The sequence below is a fragment of the Lutibacter oricola genome, assembly GCF_900106565.1.
GTDB lineage: Bacteria > Bacteroidota > Bacteroidia > Flavobacteriales > Flavobacteriaceae > Lutibacter > Lutibacter oricola.
Genome location: NZ_FNNJ01000001.1, coordinates 762456 through 780324, shown reverse-complemented (window position 1 = coordinate 780324; position 17869 = coordinate 762456). Strand labels below are relative to the sequence as shown.

General features: G+C 29.6%; 17 protein-coding genes and 1 tRNA gene. 9 read left to right on the top strand and 9 right to left on the bottom strand.

Going from position 1 to position 17869, the window contains the following annotated elements; all coding sequences use genetic code 11:
• Positions 1 to 53 precede the first annotated feature (53 nt).
• Positions 54 to 1082 (top strand): serine hydrolase domain-containing protein, encoded by a 1029-nt coding sequence (locus BLU40_RS03135; protein WP_090119610.1) that lies wholly within the window; start codon positions 54 to 56, stop codon positions 1080 to 1082.
• Here the strand turns inward: BLU40_RS03135 and BLU40_RS03130 are convergent.
• The 3 genes from BLU40_RS03130 to BLU40_RS03120 all read right to left on the bottom strand — a co-directional run bounded on the left by BLU40_RS03130 (position 1079) and on the right by BLU40_RS03120 (position 5196).
• A complete protein-coding gene (locus tag BLU40_RS03130) occupies positions 1079 to 3151 on the bottom strand; it encodes a hypothetical protein (RefSeq protein ID WP_090119608.1) in 2073 nt (690 codons plus the stop codon). The two genes, BLU40_RS03135 and BLU40_RS03130, sit on opposite strands and share 4 nt — an antisense overlap.
• A gap of 235 nt (positions 3152 to 3386) precedes the next feature.
• Entirely contained in the window at positions 3387 to 4802 is a 1416-nt protein-coding gene (locus BLU40_RS03125) for an alkaline phosphatase (protein WP_090119607.1), read from the bottom strand.
• Between the two features lie 321 nt (positions 4803 to 5123).
• Positions 5124 to 5196 (bottom strand) — tRNA-Met (locus tag BLU40_RS03120).
• Between the two features lie 112 nt (positions 5197 to 5308).
• Between BLU40_RS03120 and BLU40_RS03115 the strand changes: the two genes are divergently transcribed.
• Genes BLU40_RS03115 through era form a run of 3 tightly spaced genes read left to right on the top strand, consistent with a single transcriptional unit; the run spans position 5309 to position 8824 of the window.
• Positions 5309 to 6685 (top strand): DUF1800 domain-containing protein, encoded by a 1377-nt coding sequence (locus tag BLU40_RS03115; protein ID WP_090119604.1) that lies wholly within the window; start codon positions 5309 to 5311, stop codon positions 6683 to 6685.
• 10 nt (positions 6686 to 6695) lie between these two features.
• On the top strand, positions 6696 to 7886 hold the full coding sequence (locus tag BLU40_RS03110; protein ID WP_090119602.1) for a DUF1501 domain-containing protein: 1191 nt from the start codon (positions 6696 to 6698) through the stop codon (positions 7884 to 7886).
• A 56-nt stretch (positions 7887 to 7942) separates the two neighbouring features.
• Complete coding sequence (gene era, locus BLU40_RS03105) at positions 7943 to 8824, top strand: GTPase Era (RefSeq protein ID WP_090119600.1); 882 nt, start codon at positions 7943 to 7945, stop codon at positions 8822 to 8824.
• Here era and BLU40_RS03100 read toward each other — a convergent pair whose 3' ends face one another.
• Positions 8825 to 9334: a GTP-binding protein gene (locus tag BLU40_RS03100; protein ID WP_139170912.1), complete on the bottom strand. Its 510-nt coding sequence runs from the start codon at positions 9332 to 9334 to the stop codon at positions 8825 to 8827.
• 119 nt (positions 9335 to 9453) lie between these two features.
• Between BLU40_RS03100 and der the strand changes: the two genes are divergently transcribed.
• The 5 genes from der to BLU40_RS03075 all read left to right on the top strand — a co-directional run bounded on the left by der (position 9454) and on the right by BLU40_RS03075 (position 14080).
• Positions 9454 to 10755 carry a ribosome biogenesis GTPase Der gene (gene der / locus BLU40_RS03095; protein WP_090119595.1) on the top strand — a complete coding sequence of 434 codons (1302 nt, stop codon included), beginning with the start codon at positions 9454 to 9456 and terminating at the stop codon, positions 10753 to 10755.
• A gap of 217 nt (positions 10756 to 10972) precedes the next feature.
• Positions 10973 to 12304, top strand: a complete 1332-nt coding sequence (locus BLU40_RS03090) for a cytochrome ubiquinol oxidase subunit I (protein ID WP_090119593.1) — start codon at positions 10973 to 10975, stop codon at positions 12302 to 12304.
• A 3-nt stretch (positions 12305 to 12307) separates the two neighbouring features.
• On the top strand, positions 12308 to 13381 hold the full coding sequence (gene cydB / locus BLU40_RS03085; protein ID WP_090119590.1) for a cytochrome d ubiquinol oxidase subunit II: 1074 nt from the start codon (positions 12308 to 12310) through the stop codon (positions 13379 to 13381).
• Between the two features lie 10 nt (positions 13382 to 13391).
• Positions 13392 to 13691, top strand: coding sequence for a hypothetical protein (locus BLU40_RS03080; protein ID WP_090119588.1), 300 nt, complete (start codon positions 13392 to 13394; stop codon positions 13689 to 13691).
• 5 nt (positions 13692 to 13696) lie between these two features.
• Positions 13697 to 14080, top strand: a complete 384-nt coding sequence (locus BLU40_RS03075; protein WP_090119584.1) for a NifB/NifX family molybdenum-iron cluster-binding protein — start codon at positions 13697 to 13699, stop codon at positions 14078 to 14080.
• 127 nt (positions 14081 to 14207) lie between these two features.
• On the opposite strand, the gene BLU40_RS03065 is transcribed toward BLU40_RS03075, so the two are convergent.
• The 5 genes from BLU40_RS03065 to BLU40_RS03045 form a co-directional block, all read right to left on the bottom strand.
• Complete coding sequence (locus tag BLU40_RS03065; RefSeq protein WP_090119581.1) at positions 14208 to 14414, bottom strand: hypothetical protein; 207 nt, start codon at positions 14412 to 14414, stop codon at positions 14208 to 14210.
• A gap of 306 nt (positions 14415 to 14720) precedes the next feature.
• Positions 14721 to 15440: a LytR/AlgR family response regulator transcription factor gene (locus tag BLU40_RS03060; RefSeq protein ID WP_317040114.1), complete on the bottom strand. Its 720-nt coding sequence runs from the start codon at positions 15438 to 15440 to the stop codon at positions 14721 to 14723.
• Between the two features lie 2 nt (positions 15441 to 15442).
• Complete coding sequence (locus BLU40_RS03055; protein ID WP_175454734.1) at positions 15443 to 16285, bottom strand: sensor histidine kinase; 843 nt, start codon at positions 16283 to 16285, stop codon at positions 15443 to 15445.
• Positions 16286 to 16487: 202 nt separating this feature from the next.
• The gene (locus BLU40_RS03050; RefSeq protein ID WP_090119577.1) at positions 16488 to 16805 is read right to left on the bottom strand and encodes a DUF4907 domain-containing protein; all 318 of its coding nucleotides are present in this window, start codon (positions 16803 to 16805) and stop codon (positions 16488 to 16490) included.
• 75 nt (positions 16806 to 16880) lie between these two features.
• Positions 16881 to 17867, bottom strand: a complete 987-nt coding sequence (locus BLU40_RS03045) for a Kelch repeat-containing protein (RefSeq protein ID WP_090119575.1) — start codon at positions 17865 to 17867, stop codon at positions 16881 to 16883.
• Positions 17868 to 17869 lie beyond the last annotated feature (2 nt).

The following is a 17869-nucleotide window of genomic DNA, read 5'->3' as shown; positions in this document are numbered from 1 at the left end:
AGCGAACTAATTTATTAAGCCCATTAAAAATATTTAGCATTTAATACCATATAATGAAAAAACTAATATTTAGAATTATATTACTTGTTGGAACAGTAACTTCTCTATTCTTTGTTCCTTGGATTTTGGTAAAAGCCTGGATAATACCATTACCAAATACAGTTCAAGAACAAGTAGACGAGGCTATTGATTATGGATTTGATGGAATGATTGTATACGTAGATGAAGCCGGAAAGCCTCCTGCTTTTTATACTGGTGGTTGGAAAGACCGAAACCAAAAAACACCTACAGATCCTAACTCATTATTTAAAATTGCTAGTATTAGTAAATTATACACTGCTGTTTCTATTGCAAAACTTGCCCATAAAAATCGTTTATCATTAGATGAAAAACTTACTGATTATTTTCCAGAACTTAAAGGTAGAATTGAAAATGCAGATAAAATTAGCCTAAAACTAATGGTACAACACCGAAGTGGAATTCCAAATTTTACTAACAATCCTTCTTTTTGGGAAAACGAACAAGAAAACGGTAAAAATGCACTCGAATTTGCACTTGATTTACCTGCTAGTTTTAAACCAGATAAAGGCTATGAATATTCGAATACAAACTATTTATTACTTCGCCAAATTATTGAAAAAGTTACAGGTAAAACTCATCAACAATACATTAAGGAGAAAATTTTAATTCCTTTAAACTTAAAAAACACATTCTTTTCTCTTAATGAAGTTGATATAGAAAACGTTATGAGTGGCTATTATGTTGGTGTTGAAGAAGATTTTAAAACTAACGAATATGGAATGCTAGCTACAGCTCAAGATGTTGGAATTTTCTTAAGAGCACTTAACAATGGTTCTGTTTTTAAAGAAGGTGAACAGGAAATATACACCTCAATTTACGTTTATGAACACGGAGGCTTAGTTCCAGGATATCAAAGCCTTGCAGAATACCATAAAGATATTGACACAGTTGTAGTTCAATTTATGAATACAACTGATTTTGAAGGTTATAATTGGAATCTATCAGAAATTATAATTAACCGTATTGTTAAAATACTACGAAAACAGCATAAATTAATCTAATTTAAAAGCTCAGGATTATCTAATATTAATTCTATCTTTTTAATAATTACGGTAATCTGATTCATTTGTATTTCAATATTTCTAAAATAAAGGCTTATATCTCTGTTTACCCAACTTTCAGAAATAACTCTAGCTCCTAAACTAATTCTTAAAATAGCACTTTGAATGTCGTTACCATATTTAACATTAACCGCCTGACCTATATGGCATTTCTGCCCTGCAAGTCTAATAGTTTTTAAAGGTGAATCTTTAAACTGATCTGATAAATCTGAATTTAACAATAAGTACAATTTCTTTACTTTCTCTACGGGTAATACTTCATTGTTTTTAAGAATAAAGAAAGGAAATATTGTACGAATATTTCTTATACCAAAATCTTTACTATTATAACTGTTAGTTTTTGCTTCATCTCCAAAAATTGGTTCTAAAAATGAAGCTTCTTTAATAGAGTCCTCAACAAAATTACAGAACATTTCAATTCCCATATTTCTATATAAAATAGGAGTTTTAAAATATCTATCCATTTCAACTATAGCTGCATTCCAGCGCATATAAGAACCAAAATTATAACCTTCGGATAAATTATTTGCGCAACCCCAAGCTGTAGGCCAATCTGATCTATTAAAATATTGAGTAATTCCTTTTGGCAATGTCTTTTTTACAGAAGAAATTAATTTACTAACACATTGAGGCAAAATTAAAGCCCCAGAATAAGGAGGCCCAGTAAAATATTTACTTCCAGTTACGGAAACAATAAAACCTCTATTTAAATAATTTTGTATATCTGTAGCGTCTAATCTAAGCTGTGCTGCATCTACAATAACTTGCATAGACAAATTATCTAATGATTCCAATTTCTGCATCATTTCTTCACTAGGAGATTGGTATCCTAATTTAGATTGATCCATTACATGCAATACAATATGCTTTCCTTGTTTATTAGTTTTTGAAATAGCGTTAAAAACTTCATCGTCTAATTGATTAGCCGATTTTAATTCTCCTTTTTCATCTCTAAACGGAACTTTAATTAAATCGATATCTCTAAAACCTTCAATTAAATCTCCTTTATTAACCGGATAATTTAAAGCTGTATTATTTTCGAAGTGACAACCTTTTAATGCTGCCGGTACTCCACTACCAGTTTCATCAGATGCAACTAATACATGTGTTATATCTTTATTGGAAATTACTTGAGTTATCGCTGCAATTTGAAGAGATGAATCGGTTCCTGAAGGTGAAAATATTATTTGACACTCTTCGTTTAATTTAAATATTTTTTTAAGATTATTTTTTAATAGTTCAGAAAATTGAATGGTTGCATCTTTAAAACCATTTTTCAAACTATTTTTAATTAAAATACTTCTAACCTTATCTGTTTTATCAAAAGCAAAGTTAGATACACTTGTTGCTGTAGACGATGCGAAAGTGAATGCCTCTGGCCTAGGAAAAGGGCGACATCCATATTTATTTAACAATGCAACTTCATCTATATTTAATCTAAAATCACCACCATCCATTAATAAATACTCGGTTGGTTTAGCCAAATTCTCAATAATAGGTTTCCAAGATTCTTTAAAAGACTTACTATCATTATTTAATCCATGAAACGTATTTATCTCCTTATAACTTAATAAAGTTTCTGGATCTATAGTTGCTTTTTCTTTAATTAAATTAATTAAAAAATAATCTAGAGACTCTAACTTTTCTTTATCATCTTTTGGTAATAATTCATAAAAAATTCGAGTTACTTTAAAAGCTGCTACATCACATAAAGCAATATCTTTCTTTTCCGCACTTAAAGCTTTATACCATAATTGCCATTCAATACCGTACCTTAAATAAACCAATGCTAAAACAGGTTTTTTTAAAAAAGAAGCTCCAATAATTATAGATTCATTAGGTACAATTTTAAATATATTGGGTTTACTTGTAGAAGTAATAATATTAATATTATTTACCTTAGGAACAGTATTAAATCTTTTTAATACTCGAACAAGGTAATTAACATTCTCTTTTTCAAATAAATTGGTTCTTTTATATTGATTTTCAATAGGTATGTTATTTGTCATAGATATCTTCATTTTCATCATTCATCAGAACGAAGTTCTGTTCTGCAAGTTTTATAATTATTTTACGCCACTAAATTAGAACAGTATTTAAAATTTTAACGCAACAAATGTTGCTGTTTTCAAATTCGTGCAAGTTACAATTTTCAATTCAAAAAAACCACAACTTATTCAGGCGTCTCACGCTAAATATTATTGGTGTTTTATTAAAAAACCACACTTACCGTTAACAAAAAAATTAAAAATTATTTTCTATTTCTGCAGCTTCAAGCATTAGATAATGTAATTCAGTATTTTTAATAAAAGGTTTTAACAAATTACTTCCTGGACCAAACATAGCTAGCTCAACATAATCCGCTGAATGTTGCATACTAATCCAACCAACAGAATTGTGTTGTTTTTGAATTTTTGCTAACTCATTAAAAGGTAAATGTTTTGGATTGTATAGTCCCTTTTCTGTATTTAAATTATTATAATATCCTAAAAGAGTATTTGCTTGCTCTGTGGTTACTACAATATTATTTGCATATTCAATTCTTTGCTTTATTTGAGAAATTGAAGTTTCTTTTCCTAAGCCATTCAAAATCCAATCATTAGAATGTTTATAATGCTGAATACTATCAAATTGTTTATTTGCCTTTTTACCATAAATTACTCCTGGATTTGCATTTCCGTGATCTGTAGTAATAATAACAAGAGTGTTCTTGTCCTTTTCTGCAAAATCCATTGCTACTTTAATTGCCTCGTCATGAGCTGTTTGATCAAATAATAATCCTGCAATATCATTTCCGTGAGCTGCCCAATCTACTTTACCAGCTTCTACTTGCAACACAAAACCTTCTTCACTATTTTTCATATGGTCAATGGCTTTCTTAGTCATTTCGCCTAGTGTTGGAACTTTTTGAGTAAGATTTTTACTGTTATTTCTATCTACAGTATAAGGTAATCCTTCATTATAAAAAACACCTAGAATTGGTTTTTTATTGGTTGTCTTCAACATTTCATCTCTGTTTTTTACAACCTGATAACCTTCTACCTCAAATTTGTGGTACATATTTACCTTGTCTTTTCTATGTTCTGAAGAAAAATAATTATCTCCTCCACCCATCATTACATCAAACCTTTGTTCTAAATATTTTTCTGCAATACCTTCTTGGTCATTTCTACTTTTGCTATTTACACAAAATCCAGCAGGTGTTGCATGAGTTATAGGCACTGTAGTTACGCAACCTGCTTTTTTACCTACTTTTTTAAATTTTTGCCATAAAGGAGTGTATATTTCTCCTTTGGTTCCAATATTTATACCTCCATTATTTATTCTAAAACCGCTTCCCCAAGAAGAACTTGCGGCAGCAGAATCTGTAACAATAGAACTAGCAGAAGCCATATCCATTAGAGCTCTACTTACTTTATTATCTTTATATAACTGAAGCCAATTTGTACCATTCCCTGTTTTTCTTGAAAGGTATAAATCTGTCATATTTAAAGTTCCAGTACTCATACCATCACTTACTAAAATAATAATGTTTTTTGCTTTTTTATTTTTATCTATTATATCTAAATCTAAGGTTGAAGCACTTAAATCAAATGGATTTAATAATGATGAGCCAATTGCGAGAAGAGAACCATTCTTAAAAAACTTCCTTCTATTCATAAGTTATTTTTTTACTTTATAAAACGAAAACAAAGATACCCCTTTTAATACTGGCTTATGTATTAAAAGTATCTTAAATATGTGCTAAATACTGCTAATTTAAATTAATTAAACAAAAAATTAGTTCGTTAACAAACTCCTTCTATATTTTTATCTTTATCAACTTTTAAATTTTGCTGTACATTATTACACTATAAATAACTAAGCGCATTACTCGGTTTATTTAAATATTTATATCCAAATACTACTATTAAAATCCTGATTTAATTCTTTTTCGCATAAAAAAAGCCTCACATTTCTGTGAAGCTTTGCTACTTATAGTAGCGGGGACTGGACTCGAACCAGCGACCTTCGGGTTATGAGCCCGACGAGCTACCTACTGCTCTACCCCGCGATTTGGATGGCAAATATACAGCTTTTTTGTAATGCTGCAAGTATTTTTTAACTTATAATTAAACTTTTTTGTAATTTTAAAGTCAAACAAAAACAAGTTCTAAAGTAAACATATGAAGCCCAAACACATACGACATTTATATTCAAGAGGTGGTTTTGGAATAAATCCTAAAGATTTTTCTAAACTTCAGCAAAAAAGCAAAAAACAACTGGTAAATCAACTTTTTGAAACTTCAAAAAATAGTACTCCTGTAAAAATTGCTAGCTTTAACGATATAAAAAAGTATAAAGATTTTCGAAATTTAAATGCAGATGAAAAAAGGGAGCTTCAAAAACTAAACAGAAAAAAAATTATCGAGTTAAATGTAGCTTGGATAGATAGAATATTTAATCCAAATGAAATACTTAGAGAACGTATGACCTTATTTTGGGCTAACCATTTTGTTTGTAAGGCTCAAAACATATTTCACATTCAACAATTCAATAATATTTTAAGAAAAAATGCACTAGGTAATTTTGGAGATTTTGTTAAAGAGGTTTCTAAATCGGCTTCGATGATTAAATATTTAAACGCCAAACAGAATAAAAAGCAAAGCCCTAATGAAAACTTTGCTCGCGAATTAATGGAACTTTTTACGCTAGGTGTTGGGAACTATTCTGAAAAAGACATAAAAGAATCTGCCAAGGCATTTACTGGCTGGAATCATAAATTAAATGGAGATTTTATTTTAAGAGAAAGACACCACGATTTTGGAGAAAAAGAGTTTTTCAATAAAAAAGGAAACTTCAATGGTGAAGATATTATTGATATAATTTTAGAACAAAAGCAATGTGCACAATTTATATGCGAAAAAATTTACCGCTATTTTGTTAATACCACTATTAACACAAACCATATAAACGAAATGGTTAGGGTATTTTATCCCAATTATAATATTGAAAAACTAATGCGTTTTATTTTTATGTCTAAATGGTTTTATAATGAAGAAAATATTGGTACAAAAATAAAATCGCCAATAGACTTACTTGCTGGCATTAACAATGTTGCACCCTATAAATTTAAATCAAAAAAACAGTTGCTTTACCTTCAAAAAAGATTAGGACAACAATTACTAAACCCAATTAATGTAGCAGGCTGGGAAGGTGGTCAAAGTTGGATAGACACTAATACGTTAATGCTTAGATTAAAATTACCTGCTATTCTTTTTAACAACGCAGTAATTTCTTTAGCTGGTATTTCTGAATTTGAAGATACCTATGAGCAATATTTAAAAAATAGAAAAAGACGGAAAAGTTATCTAAAAATTGAGGTTAATGAAACGGAGTTTAACTCTAATTATTCAAACTTAAATGCATTACAAATACAACAGCACCTATTAAGTGGCAAATTAAGTGAAGATGCTAAGGTATTATTATCTAACATTGCTTTTGACAAACCTAAAGATTATTGCCTGCAATTAATGTCGTTACCAGAATACCAACTTTGTTAAAATTTACCACATGAAAAGAAGAGAATTTTTAAAAAATAGTGCACTTGCAAGTAGCTTATTTTACGTGCCAAGTTTTGTAAATGCTTTTAACAACTTAAATTTAAATCTAGCTGGTTACAAACGCTTGGTAATTGTTCAACTTTCTGGAGGTAACGATGGTTTAAACACTGTTGTACCATATAGAAATGACATTTACTATAAAAACAGACCAACTATTAGTCAAAAAGGTAACAATATTTTAAAACTAAATGACGAGTTAGGACTTCATAAAAACTTAGCTCCTATTAAAAATTTATATGACAAAGGTTACTTATCCATTATTAACAACGTAGGTTATCCAAACCCAAATCGTTCGCATTTTAGGTCTACCGATATTTGGCATACAGCAAGTAATTCCGATCAATATTTAAATTCTGGATGGTTAGGTAGATATTTAGATTCTTATGGTAAAACTCCCCATAATGCCATTGAAGTAGACGATAGTTTATCGTTAGTTATGAAAGGTAATAAATTGAACGGAATGGCCATTCAAGACGCCAAGCAATTGTTTAACAATGCACAAGACCCTTATTTTAAAAAAGTGCTCGAACACCATAACGATCAGCATTTAAGTGAGCATAATTTAGGTTATTTATACAAAACAATGATTGCTGCAGAAAATTCAGCAAAATACATTTACAACAAATCTAAAACATACAAATCAACACAAGAATACCCAAACAACCCATTAGGAAACCAGTTAAAAACAGCAGCAGAATTTATAAACTCTGGTGTAGATTGCAAGGTACTTTATACATCATTAGGTGGTTTCGATACACATTTTAATCAAATTGGTCGTCAAGAACGATTATTGAGTGTTTATGCGGAATCTATAGAAGCGTTTGTTAAAGATTTAGAAAAAAATGACACCTTAAAAGATACGTTAATTTTAACTTTTTCTGAATTTGGCCGAAGAGTAAAACAAAATGCCGCCAATGGTACTGACCATGGTACTGCAAACAATGTATTTATTATTGGAAAGAACCTAAAAAAAAATGGAATTTATAATGAAATGCCAAACCTAAGTGATTTAGATGAAAATGGAGATTTAAAATACTCGGTAGATTTTAGAAGAATTTATGCTACAATTCTTAAAAATTGGATGCAAGTCGATGATAAAACAATACTAAACAAAACGTTTAAACCATTAACTTTTTTATAAAATGTAAGTTAAAAAGGTTCAATTGCCCTAACTTTGCCGTTTTATAAGTTAATACTATGGCACACAAAGCAGGTTTTGTAAATATTATTGGAAATCCTAACGTAGGTAAATCTACATTAATGAATGCGTTTATTGGTGAACGTTTATCTATTATTACATCTAAAGCGCAAACTACACGACACCGAATTTTAGGTATAGTAAATGGTGATGATTTTCAAGTAATTTTATCTGACACTCCTGGAATTATAAAACCAGCTTACGAGTTACAATCTTCTATGATGGATTTTGTAAAATCGGCTTTTGAAGATGCAGATGTATTAATTTATATGGTTGAAATTGGAGAAAAGGATTTAAAAGATGAAAATTTTTTCAATAAAATAATTAATTCTAAAATACCTGTTTTATTATTGCTTAATAAAATAGACAAGTCTACACAAGACCAAGTAGAAGAAAAATTAGACTATTGGAAAAGCAAAGTTCCAAATGCAGAAATTCATGTAATTTCAGCATTAGAAAACTTCAACGTTCAAAATGTTTTTGATAGAATTTTAGAATTACTACCAGAATCTCCAGCATTTTACCCTAAAGATCAATTAACAGATAAACCAGAACGCTTTTTTATTAATGAAGCTATTAGAGAAAAAATATTACTTCACTATAAAAAAGAAATTCCTTACGCTGTAGAAATTGAAACCGAAGAGTTTATTGAAACAGATAAAATTATTAAAATCCGTTCGGTTATTATGGTTGAACGTGATACTCAAAAAGGAATTATTATTGGTCATAAAGGTGCTGCCCTAAAAAGAGTTGGTACTGAAGCTAGAAAAGACTTAGAGAAATTCTTCAATAAAAAAATTCATATTGAATTATATGTTAAAGTGAATAAAAATTGGAGAAATGACAAGCGACAATTAAAACGTTTTGGTTACAATGATTAACTAAAGCTTTTTATCCAATGTTTTCATCATAAAACTATGCAGTTCGTCCATTTGCTTATGGCCGGTTCTTTTACCCATTCTTCCTAAAAAATAAAGAATAAACCAAAAAACAGGTAAACTAATTGTCATTACCATAGCTAAAGTAGTATCCTGCTTTATAGTATATTTTACATACCACATTATAGAAAAACCAATAAATGCAACTGCTGCTGCAAAGTGAATAAACATAAAAAATGTCCAAACAGTAGGTTTTGGCCCAAATAACCCTTTTACAATTGTTTTTTCACCTTCTGCTTTTTCTACTTGAATATTTAGTTGTGGCGACCAAAAATGACTATTTTCTTTAGGAACATCAATTATAATGTGTCCATCTACAATTTTACTACAATATTTACATTCACCATCATTTAAATTATCATGAAATTTATTAATAAGCTGCTCCTTATTTTCTTCAAATTCCATTTTAAATCGAGGCCTTAAATGTATATTACTATTGCGTTCTTCTTGCATAAAAGTTATTTTTAGGTGTTGTAATATACCTAAATTATGTGAATATCCTATTTTCAGCAGGTTAACTAGCGTTTATTCAAAATAAAAAAGTGTATTTTTGCAAAAAATTAAAAGCATCAATGAGTAATATTGTAGCCATAGTAGGAAGACCAAATGTTGGAAAATCAACATTATTTAATCGTTTAATCAAGCAGCGCCAAGCAATTGTAGATTCAGTTAGTGGTGTTACGCGTGATAGACATTATGGTAAAAGTGATTGGAATGGAAAAGAATTTTCGGTAATTGATACTGGTGGTTACGCTATTGGATCGGACGATATTTTTGAAGGTGAAATTAGAAAACAAGTAGAATTAGCTATAGATGAAGCTGATATTATTGTTTTTGTTGTAGATGTTGAAGAAGGTATTACGCCAATGGATACTGAAGTTGCAAATATTTTACGTAAAGTTAAAAAGCCTGTTTTTATGGCTGTTAACAAAGTAGATAATGCAATGCGCGAAAACGATGCTGTTGAGTTTTATAATTTAGGACTTGGAGAATATCACACCATATCATCTATTAACGGTGGTGGAACAGGAGAACTTTTAGATGCTTTAGCATTAAAATTAGAAAACGAATTTGAAGAAGAAAGCGAATTACCTCGTTTTGCTGTAGTTGGTCGGCCAAATGCAGGAAAATCTTCATTTATCAATGCTTTAATTGGTGAAGACAGAAATATTGTTACCAATATTGCAGGTACAACAAGAGATTCTATAGATACTAAATACAACCGTTTTGGGTTTGAATTTAACTTAGTTGACACTGCCGGAATTAGAAAAAAATCTAAAGTAAAAGAAGATTTAGAATTTTACTCTGTAATGAGAGCTGTAAGAGCAATTGAACATTGTGATGTTGCAATTCTTGTTTTAGATGCATCTAGAGGTTTTGAAGGTCAAGACGAAAATATATTTTGGTTGGCTGAAAAAAACAAAAAAGGAATTATTGTATTAGTTAACAAATGGGATTTAATTGAAAAAGAAACCAATACAATGCGTGATTTTGATGCTTATATTAGACGAGAAATTGCCCCTTTTACCGATGTACCAATAGTATTTATTAGTGCATTAACAAAACAACGTGTTTTTAAAGCCATAGAATCTGCTGTTGAAGTTTTTGAAAATCGTAAAAAACGTATTCCTACAAGTAAATTAAACGAAGCGTTGTTAGATTTCATGAAACAAAACCCGCCACCAGCTTATAAAGGTAAATTTGTAAAAATTAAATATTGTATGCAATTACCAACACCAACACCTCAGTTTGTGTTTTTCTGTAATTTACCACAATACATTAGAGATCCATACAAACGTTTTGTTGAAAACAAATTACGTGAATTATACGATTTTAAAGGTGTGCCAATAATTATTTACTTCAGAAAGAAATAAAAACTACATACTTTAACATTTAAAATAAACCACTTAGTCATGCAAAATACTAAGTGGTTTATTTTTTTACTACGTAAAACTTACAAAGTCAAGCAGTAAAGTACTTCTAGAGCATTTTATTTAAAAACTAGTGTAGTTTTACTTACATAAGTTCTTGGTTTAATTCGTAATTTTACACTTTCTAATTAGCTAAACAGCTATAATTTTTTTTCTGAAAATGGAAGATATGATTTTCTACGATAGATTGCAGTTTGCATTTACTATCACATTTCACTACATATTCCCACAATTAACAATGGGACTATCTTTAATTATTGTTTTTTTTAAGTGGAAATTCTTAAAAACAAAGATTCAAAAGTATAATGATGCTGCCTTATTTTTTATGAAAATATTTGCCATTAACTTTACAATGGGTGTAGTTACAGGTATTCCAATGGAATTTCAGTTTGGTACTAATTGGGCAAAATTCTCAGAATTAACAGGCGGTATAATTGGACAAACATTGGCTATGGAAGGAATGTTTTCCTTCTTTTTAGAATCTTCCTTTTTAGCACTCTTTATTTTTGGTGAAAAACTAATGGGTCAAAAACTTCATTTTTTAACAGGTTTTCTAGTTTTTCTAGGTTCTTGGGCAAGTGGTTGGTTTATTTTAGCCACAAACGCTTGGATGCAACACCCAGTAGGTTATGAAATTTTAGACAATGGTAAATTTGTACTTGAAAACTTTTCTGAGTTGTTTACAAACCCTTGGTTATTACCGGCATTTTTACACAATCAATTTGCCTCTGTAGTTACCTCTGCTTTTGTTGTAGCTAGTATTGGTGCTTTTTACATATTAAGAAACAAATACTCTGAACACGGAAAATTGTTTTTAAAAACAGGTGTTATTTTTGGGTTAGTATCTAGTTTATTAGTTGCTTTTCCTACTGGAGACTGGAATGCTAAAAATGTAGCTAAATTTCAACCTGCAAGTTTTGCTGCTATGGAAGGTATTTTTGAAACAGAACACGCTGGAGCAGAAATTGTATTAATTGGACAACCTAATATGGTTGAAAAAAAATTAGACAATAAAATTGCTGTTCCAAATATATTAAGCTTTTTAACTTACCAAGATTGGAGTAGACAAATTCCAGGAATGGATCAGTTTAAAAAAGAAGAATTACCAGATAATATTCCTGCGCTTTACTATTCATACCATATTATGGTTGGTTTAGGAACTATATTTATTGGGGTTATGTTTTTGGCAGCTTTCCAATTATGGAAAAGAAAATTACATACAGTAAAACCTTTACTTTGGACAATTATGTTTTTAGTTCCGTTTCCATACATAGCTAATCTTACAGGTTGGTATGTTGCAGAATTAGGTAGACAACCATACTTAGTTTATGGTTTACTAAAAACTAGTGAAGGAGTTTCTCCTACAGTTTCTTCAGGAAACACATTGTTTACACTTTTGGGCTTTGTAGCCTTATATATGCTATTAGGATTGTTATTTTTAATATTGGTTGGTAAAACCATTCATCAAGGTCCAAAACCTTTAAAACATTAAATTATGGAATTATTTTGGTTTATACTTATTGCTCTTGTTTTAGCTATTTTCTTTGTTTTAGATGGTTATGATTTTGGTACAGGAATTATTCACTTATTCTTTGCTAAAAAAGAAAAAGATAAAAAAGTTATAGCAAAAGCTGCTGGATTATTTTGGGATTCTAATGAAGTTTGGTTAGTTGCTGCAGGTGGAATGCTTTTTATGGCCTTTCCTACTTTTTATGCTTCAGTATTTAGTGGTTTTTACCTTCCGCTAATTATTGTGTTATGGCTAATTATATTTAGAGCTATAGGTTTAGAATTTAGAAGTCAGTTTAACAATGAAATGTGGACCTCTATTTGGGATAAATCCTTCGGAGTATCTAGTTTATTATTGGCTTTATTTTTCGGAATTGCTTTAGGAAACATTGTTAGAGGTGTAAATTTAGGTAGTGTTGAAAACGGAAAATCGCTACACGAAGCTCACTACTTTTTTCTACCATTATGGGATAGTAGTTTTAGCCCTTTAAGTGAAACTCCTGGAGTTATAGATTGGTTTACCTTAATTATTGGAATAATTGCTGTAGTTACTTTAGCTATTCACGGCGCTACTTGGATACGCTTAAAAACAGAAGCTTCCATTAATAAAAAATTAAAAACAGTTATTTTTAATTTAACTATTGTTTTAATTGTATTAACAGTATTTTCTATAATTGTTTGGCAAATTGTAAATCCAAATTCATTAAATAATTTTGTTGAAAGACCATACTTAATAGTATTTCCTTTACTTTATTTAATCGGGTTATTTGGTTTGCTTTTCATAAAAAAAATTAAGAAAGACAATCACGGTTTTATACTTTCAACCTTGCTAATAATTGGTGGTATTACCTCATCTTTAGCATCATTATTTCCGGTAATATTACCTTCAACAAATACAATAAACGAATCTTTAACAATTTATAATACAGCTACGGAAAACTACGGATTATCTATTGCTTTTAATTGGGCAATTGTTGGTGTAATACTAGTTGTAATCTATTTTATAATTCAAAAAAGATTACTTAAAGGAAAAATTGACAAGATGGATTACGGACATTAACAAAATAACTATGACTGCAACATTAATTTCATTAATAAGTATTTTAGTTGGAATAATAGGCGCAAATATTACAGCGGTAATTTTCAAAAAATATTCCTTTGGAATTATAGGCAATACTATTGCAGGTGTTTTTGGCAGTATCTTTTTTATTAAGTCTTTGGGAAAGCTTGGTTTTAATCCTTTATCAATAGTTAAACTAGAAAATATAAATTATAGCCTTCTTACTATAAATTTAATTGTATCATTTTTAGGAGGAACCTTAGCTATAATTCTAGCTAAAAAATTAAAAGAGAAGCTAAATAAAAAATAAACATTATGAAAATTGCACTACCTACAAACGACAGAAAATCGATTGCAAAAAGAACCGGAAGAGCTTCTGAATTTGCCTTTTACACCATAAATAACGGCATAATTGAATCTGTAAAATATGTAAAAAATACAAATAGCCACGACCACGACAGAAACGAAGGACATCTCCGTGGTGAAAATGATGAACACAACCATATTGGACATAAGCACGAACACGGTGAACACAACCACGATGAACTTTTAGACATTTTAGTTGATATAGATTTATTACTGGTAAGAGCAGTTGGAAAGTATATGAGAAAAACGCTACAAAAAGGAAGCTTCGAATACAAACTAGTTAAAACTGATGCTATTTCTGAGTTATTAGAAGACTACTTAAAAACTGTCTAATTCAACTGGTTCAATACGTTTAATTCCTTTTCTATTCATTATTACACGGTAACGCTTAAACTCAATACCAAGCTCTGTATAAAATTTTTGAATAACATTAATATGGTAGATTTTGTTACCTACTTTATTAATTATTTTTCCTTTTTTTAATAATAGAATCTGCTTTACCTTCAAGTTCTTCTATTTTATGTAGGTTATTTTCAAAAGCCGAAGAATTCCCATTTAAATAGTTATTTACTCCTTCTTTAAAATTTAGTATCCCTAATTCAACATTATCGAAATACTCATCTATATTAACAATAACATTTTTTGAAGTTTTAAATATTTTTATCATATCATTAACTTTAATATGACAAAGCTACTCTCTAATACTAGCTACAAGTATGATATTTATTAGCTTGTAGGTTTTAGAAAATATATTGAGAGTTGTTAATAGTCTTCCCCTATTGATTTTGCTGGGTTTACTTTTTTGATGTAGTGTTTATTTTTTGCTTTTTTATTTTGAAGTAAAGTTTTTTTACAGTTTTACGAAATTCAACATTTCAAATTTTAAGTTTTTAAAATCACTATTTTAACTCAATAAGCAATAAGTATTTCAATAAAAAAAACACTACCAACACTACATAGAGATCTAAACCTCTTAACTTTCTATTCGCTTCAGAAATTCGTCTTTATAATTTTGACCTATTGGAACTCTAACTTTCTCTATAACAATTCTGTTTCTTTGAACAGAATCTATATAATCTAGAGATACAATAAAAGAACGATGTACACGAACAAAATTAGTTGGTAATTTATCTTCAAAAGCTTTTAAACTGTTTAAAGTTAAAATTGGGTTTGGCTTATCTGTATATATCTTAATATAATCTTTTAAACCTTCAATATATTTAACTTTACTTAAGTTTACTTTCACATTTTCATACTCGGATTTTACAAAAATAAAATCAACTTTTGGCTTAACAACTTCAGGAATTGCTACTACAGTTTCTTCTTGCTCTAACTTTAAATTAAATAGCTCTTGAGCTCTATTTACCGCCTTTATAAATCGATGAAACGGAATTGGTTTTACTAGATAATCTACCGCATTTAAATTAAAACCTTCAACTGCATAATGTGAGTATGCCGTTGTAAAAATAATTAATGGTTTTTGCTCTAAAGATTTTATAAATTCAATTCCTGTAAAATCAGGCATTTCAATATCAGAAAATATTAAATCTATTTTTTCTGTTTGAATAGCTTCCATAGCTTCAAACGCACTAGAGCAGCTTTTTACCAATTCTAAAAAAGATACTTTAGACACAAAATCTTCTAATAACTCAATTGCCAAAGGCTCATCATCAATAATTAAACATTTCATCATAATCAATTGCTTTTAAGCTTTAGTTTTAATTTAACTGAAAATCTTTTGTCTTCTTCTTCAATTTTTAACTCGTGTGAATTTGGATATTGCAATTGCAATCTGTTTTTCACATTTTTAAGCCCAATTCCAGAGTTCTGATCGTCTCTTTTATGAATAGAAACATAATTTGAAACTTCTAAGGTTAAATTACTATCAACAACCTCAATACAAATTCTAATATCTGTTTTACCGTTATAATCTGTACCATATTTAAAGGCGTTTTCAATAAATGAGATTAACAACAATGGTTCAATTTTATGATCAATTTTACCATGAATATTAACTCTAACACCGCTAGAATCTTTCAATCTTAAATTTTGAAGATCTATATAATTTTTAATATAATTTATTTCATCTGCCAAAGGCACTAGCTCTTTTTGAGTTTCATAAATCATATATCGCATTAACTCCGAAAGTGTTACAATAGCTTCAGTAGTATCGTCAGATTTTTTATTGGCTAAGGAATAAATACTATTTAATGAGTTGAATAAAAAATGAGGGTTTAATTGTGTTTTTAAAAACGAAATCTCCGCACTAATTTTTTGATTTTCAATTTGTTGCTTTAACTTTTCGGACTTATACCATTCCGAAACTAGCTTAACACTTGTTCCAATTGCAAACGAAAGAATAAATATTATAAAATGAAGTTTTCGAACCGGTCCATTAGGGTCTCCGTGAAGTCGAGCTCTTTCAATATTAACTTTTTCAACCAATTCTGAAACAAATAACGTATCCGAAACAAAAGAAGCAAAAACAATAAATACCCCTGAAGTAACAACATATAGTACCACTTTATTGTTCAACAATAATTTTGGAACTAAAATTGAAAAATTCAGATAAAAAATTAAAATTTCAAACCCAAAACGAAAAACAAAAGAATGGTCTGGTAAAAAACCAAATCTTAAATAAAATGTTGAAACATTTATTAATAAAAATACTATCCAACATAAAACATGGATAATTATTGGGTTGATATTTCTCTTGCTATTTGACACTTTAATAATTCAATTACAAATGTACTCCATTCTGCTCTAGCTCTTCATAAGAAACGCTAGGCAAACGGTGTTCTGTAAGCTTTTTTAACATTATTTTACCACAATTTAATGCATCTTCTTCATTTAAAAAGTGTTTTCGCTCTTTTATAGAAGGTATTTCACCTTGACGAATAATTATATTGTTTCCTTTAAAAATACTATAACCCCAACCTTTTTCAATTTGAAATGTTTTTATTGTATAATTAGTATCATTTTTTGTTGCTACTACTAGTTTTATGGACACTACCAAAACTAATAAAACGACCACCATTGCTATTATTTTATGTTTCATAAGTCTAAAAAAGGCTAACACTAAAACTATAGCATTAGCCCTTTACAATATTTAATATAAATTTACCTTACAAATTTAATCGTCTTCATCTTCTTCTTCAAGAGGTCTAAATTCCCAGTTATCATCAAAATAATAACTTCCACTTCTACCCATAGCTACAAATGCTTTATCTGAAAAACTAAAAGCTATAGCATCTTGTCTTGCAGAACCTTCATAATCTGGTCTATCATCCCAAGTATCTGTAACTGGATCATATTCCCAAACAGCTGTTGAAACTCCACTCGCTCCACCAGTTACAATGTATCCCATACCTTGTAATGAAAAGCCTACACCACCTGATAATAATATTGTATAATCCTCATCGTCATCATCTAAATCTTTTAATCTAGTCCAAGTTTCAGAAGTACCATCAAATACATAAAAATCATTCTCGTAAGCTCCATTATGCAGCCCTGTTCCCATATAAGCATTGTCTCCTATTACAAAAACTGCAGCATCTTTTCTTTTGTCTCCACCAAAACCAACAGACTGCTCCCATTGATCTGTAGTTGGGTTGTACTTATAGAAATCTTTTAATTCGCTTCCGTCATAACCTGTTCCTACATATCCCATTCCTGAAACAGCAAAACCAACAGCTCCATACCTTTCGCTTCCAATAAAATCTGCTTTTTGTTCCCAAACATTAGCTACAGGATCAAAACTCCAAAAATCTTTTAGTTTATCATCTCCATCAAATCCCGTACCAAAATATCCTTTTCCATCAATTGCAAACCCTACAGCTCCACTACGTGCTACTCCTGGAAAATCTGCTTTTTGAACCCAATAATCTCCTTCTTTATCATACTCCCAAACATCACTTAAATAATCATCTCCATCATAACCGGCAACTAAATATCCTTTATCTCCTATTACAAAAGATACTGAATTACCCCGAGCGTCTCCATCAAAAGATGAACTTTCTACCCAGTTTCCATATTCTGTATCGTCATCATCGCTACAACTTACAACCAAACCAATTAATAATATGGGTATAAATTTTAATAATACGTTTTTAAATTTCATAA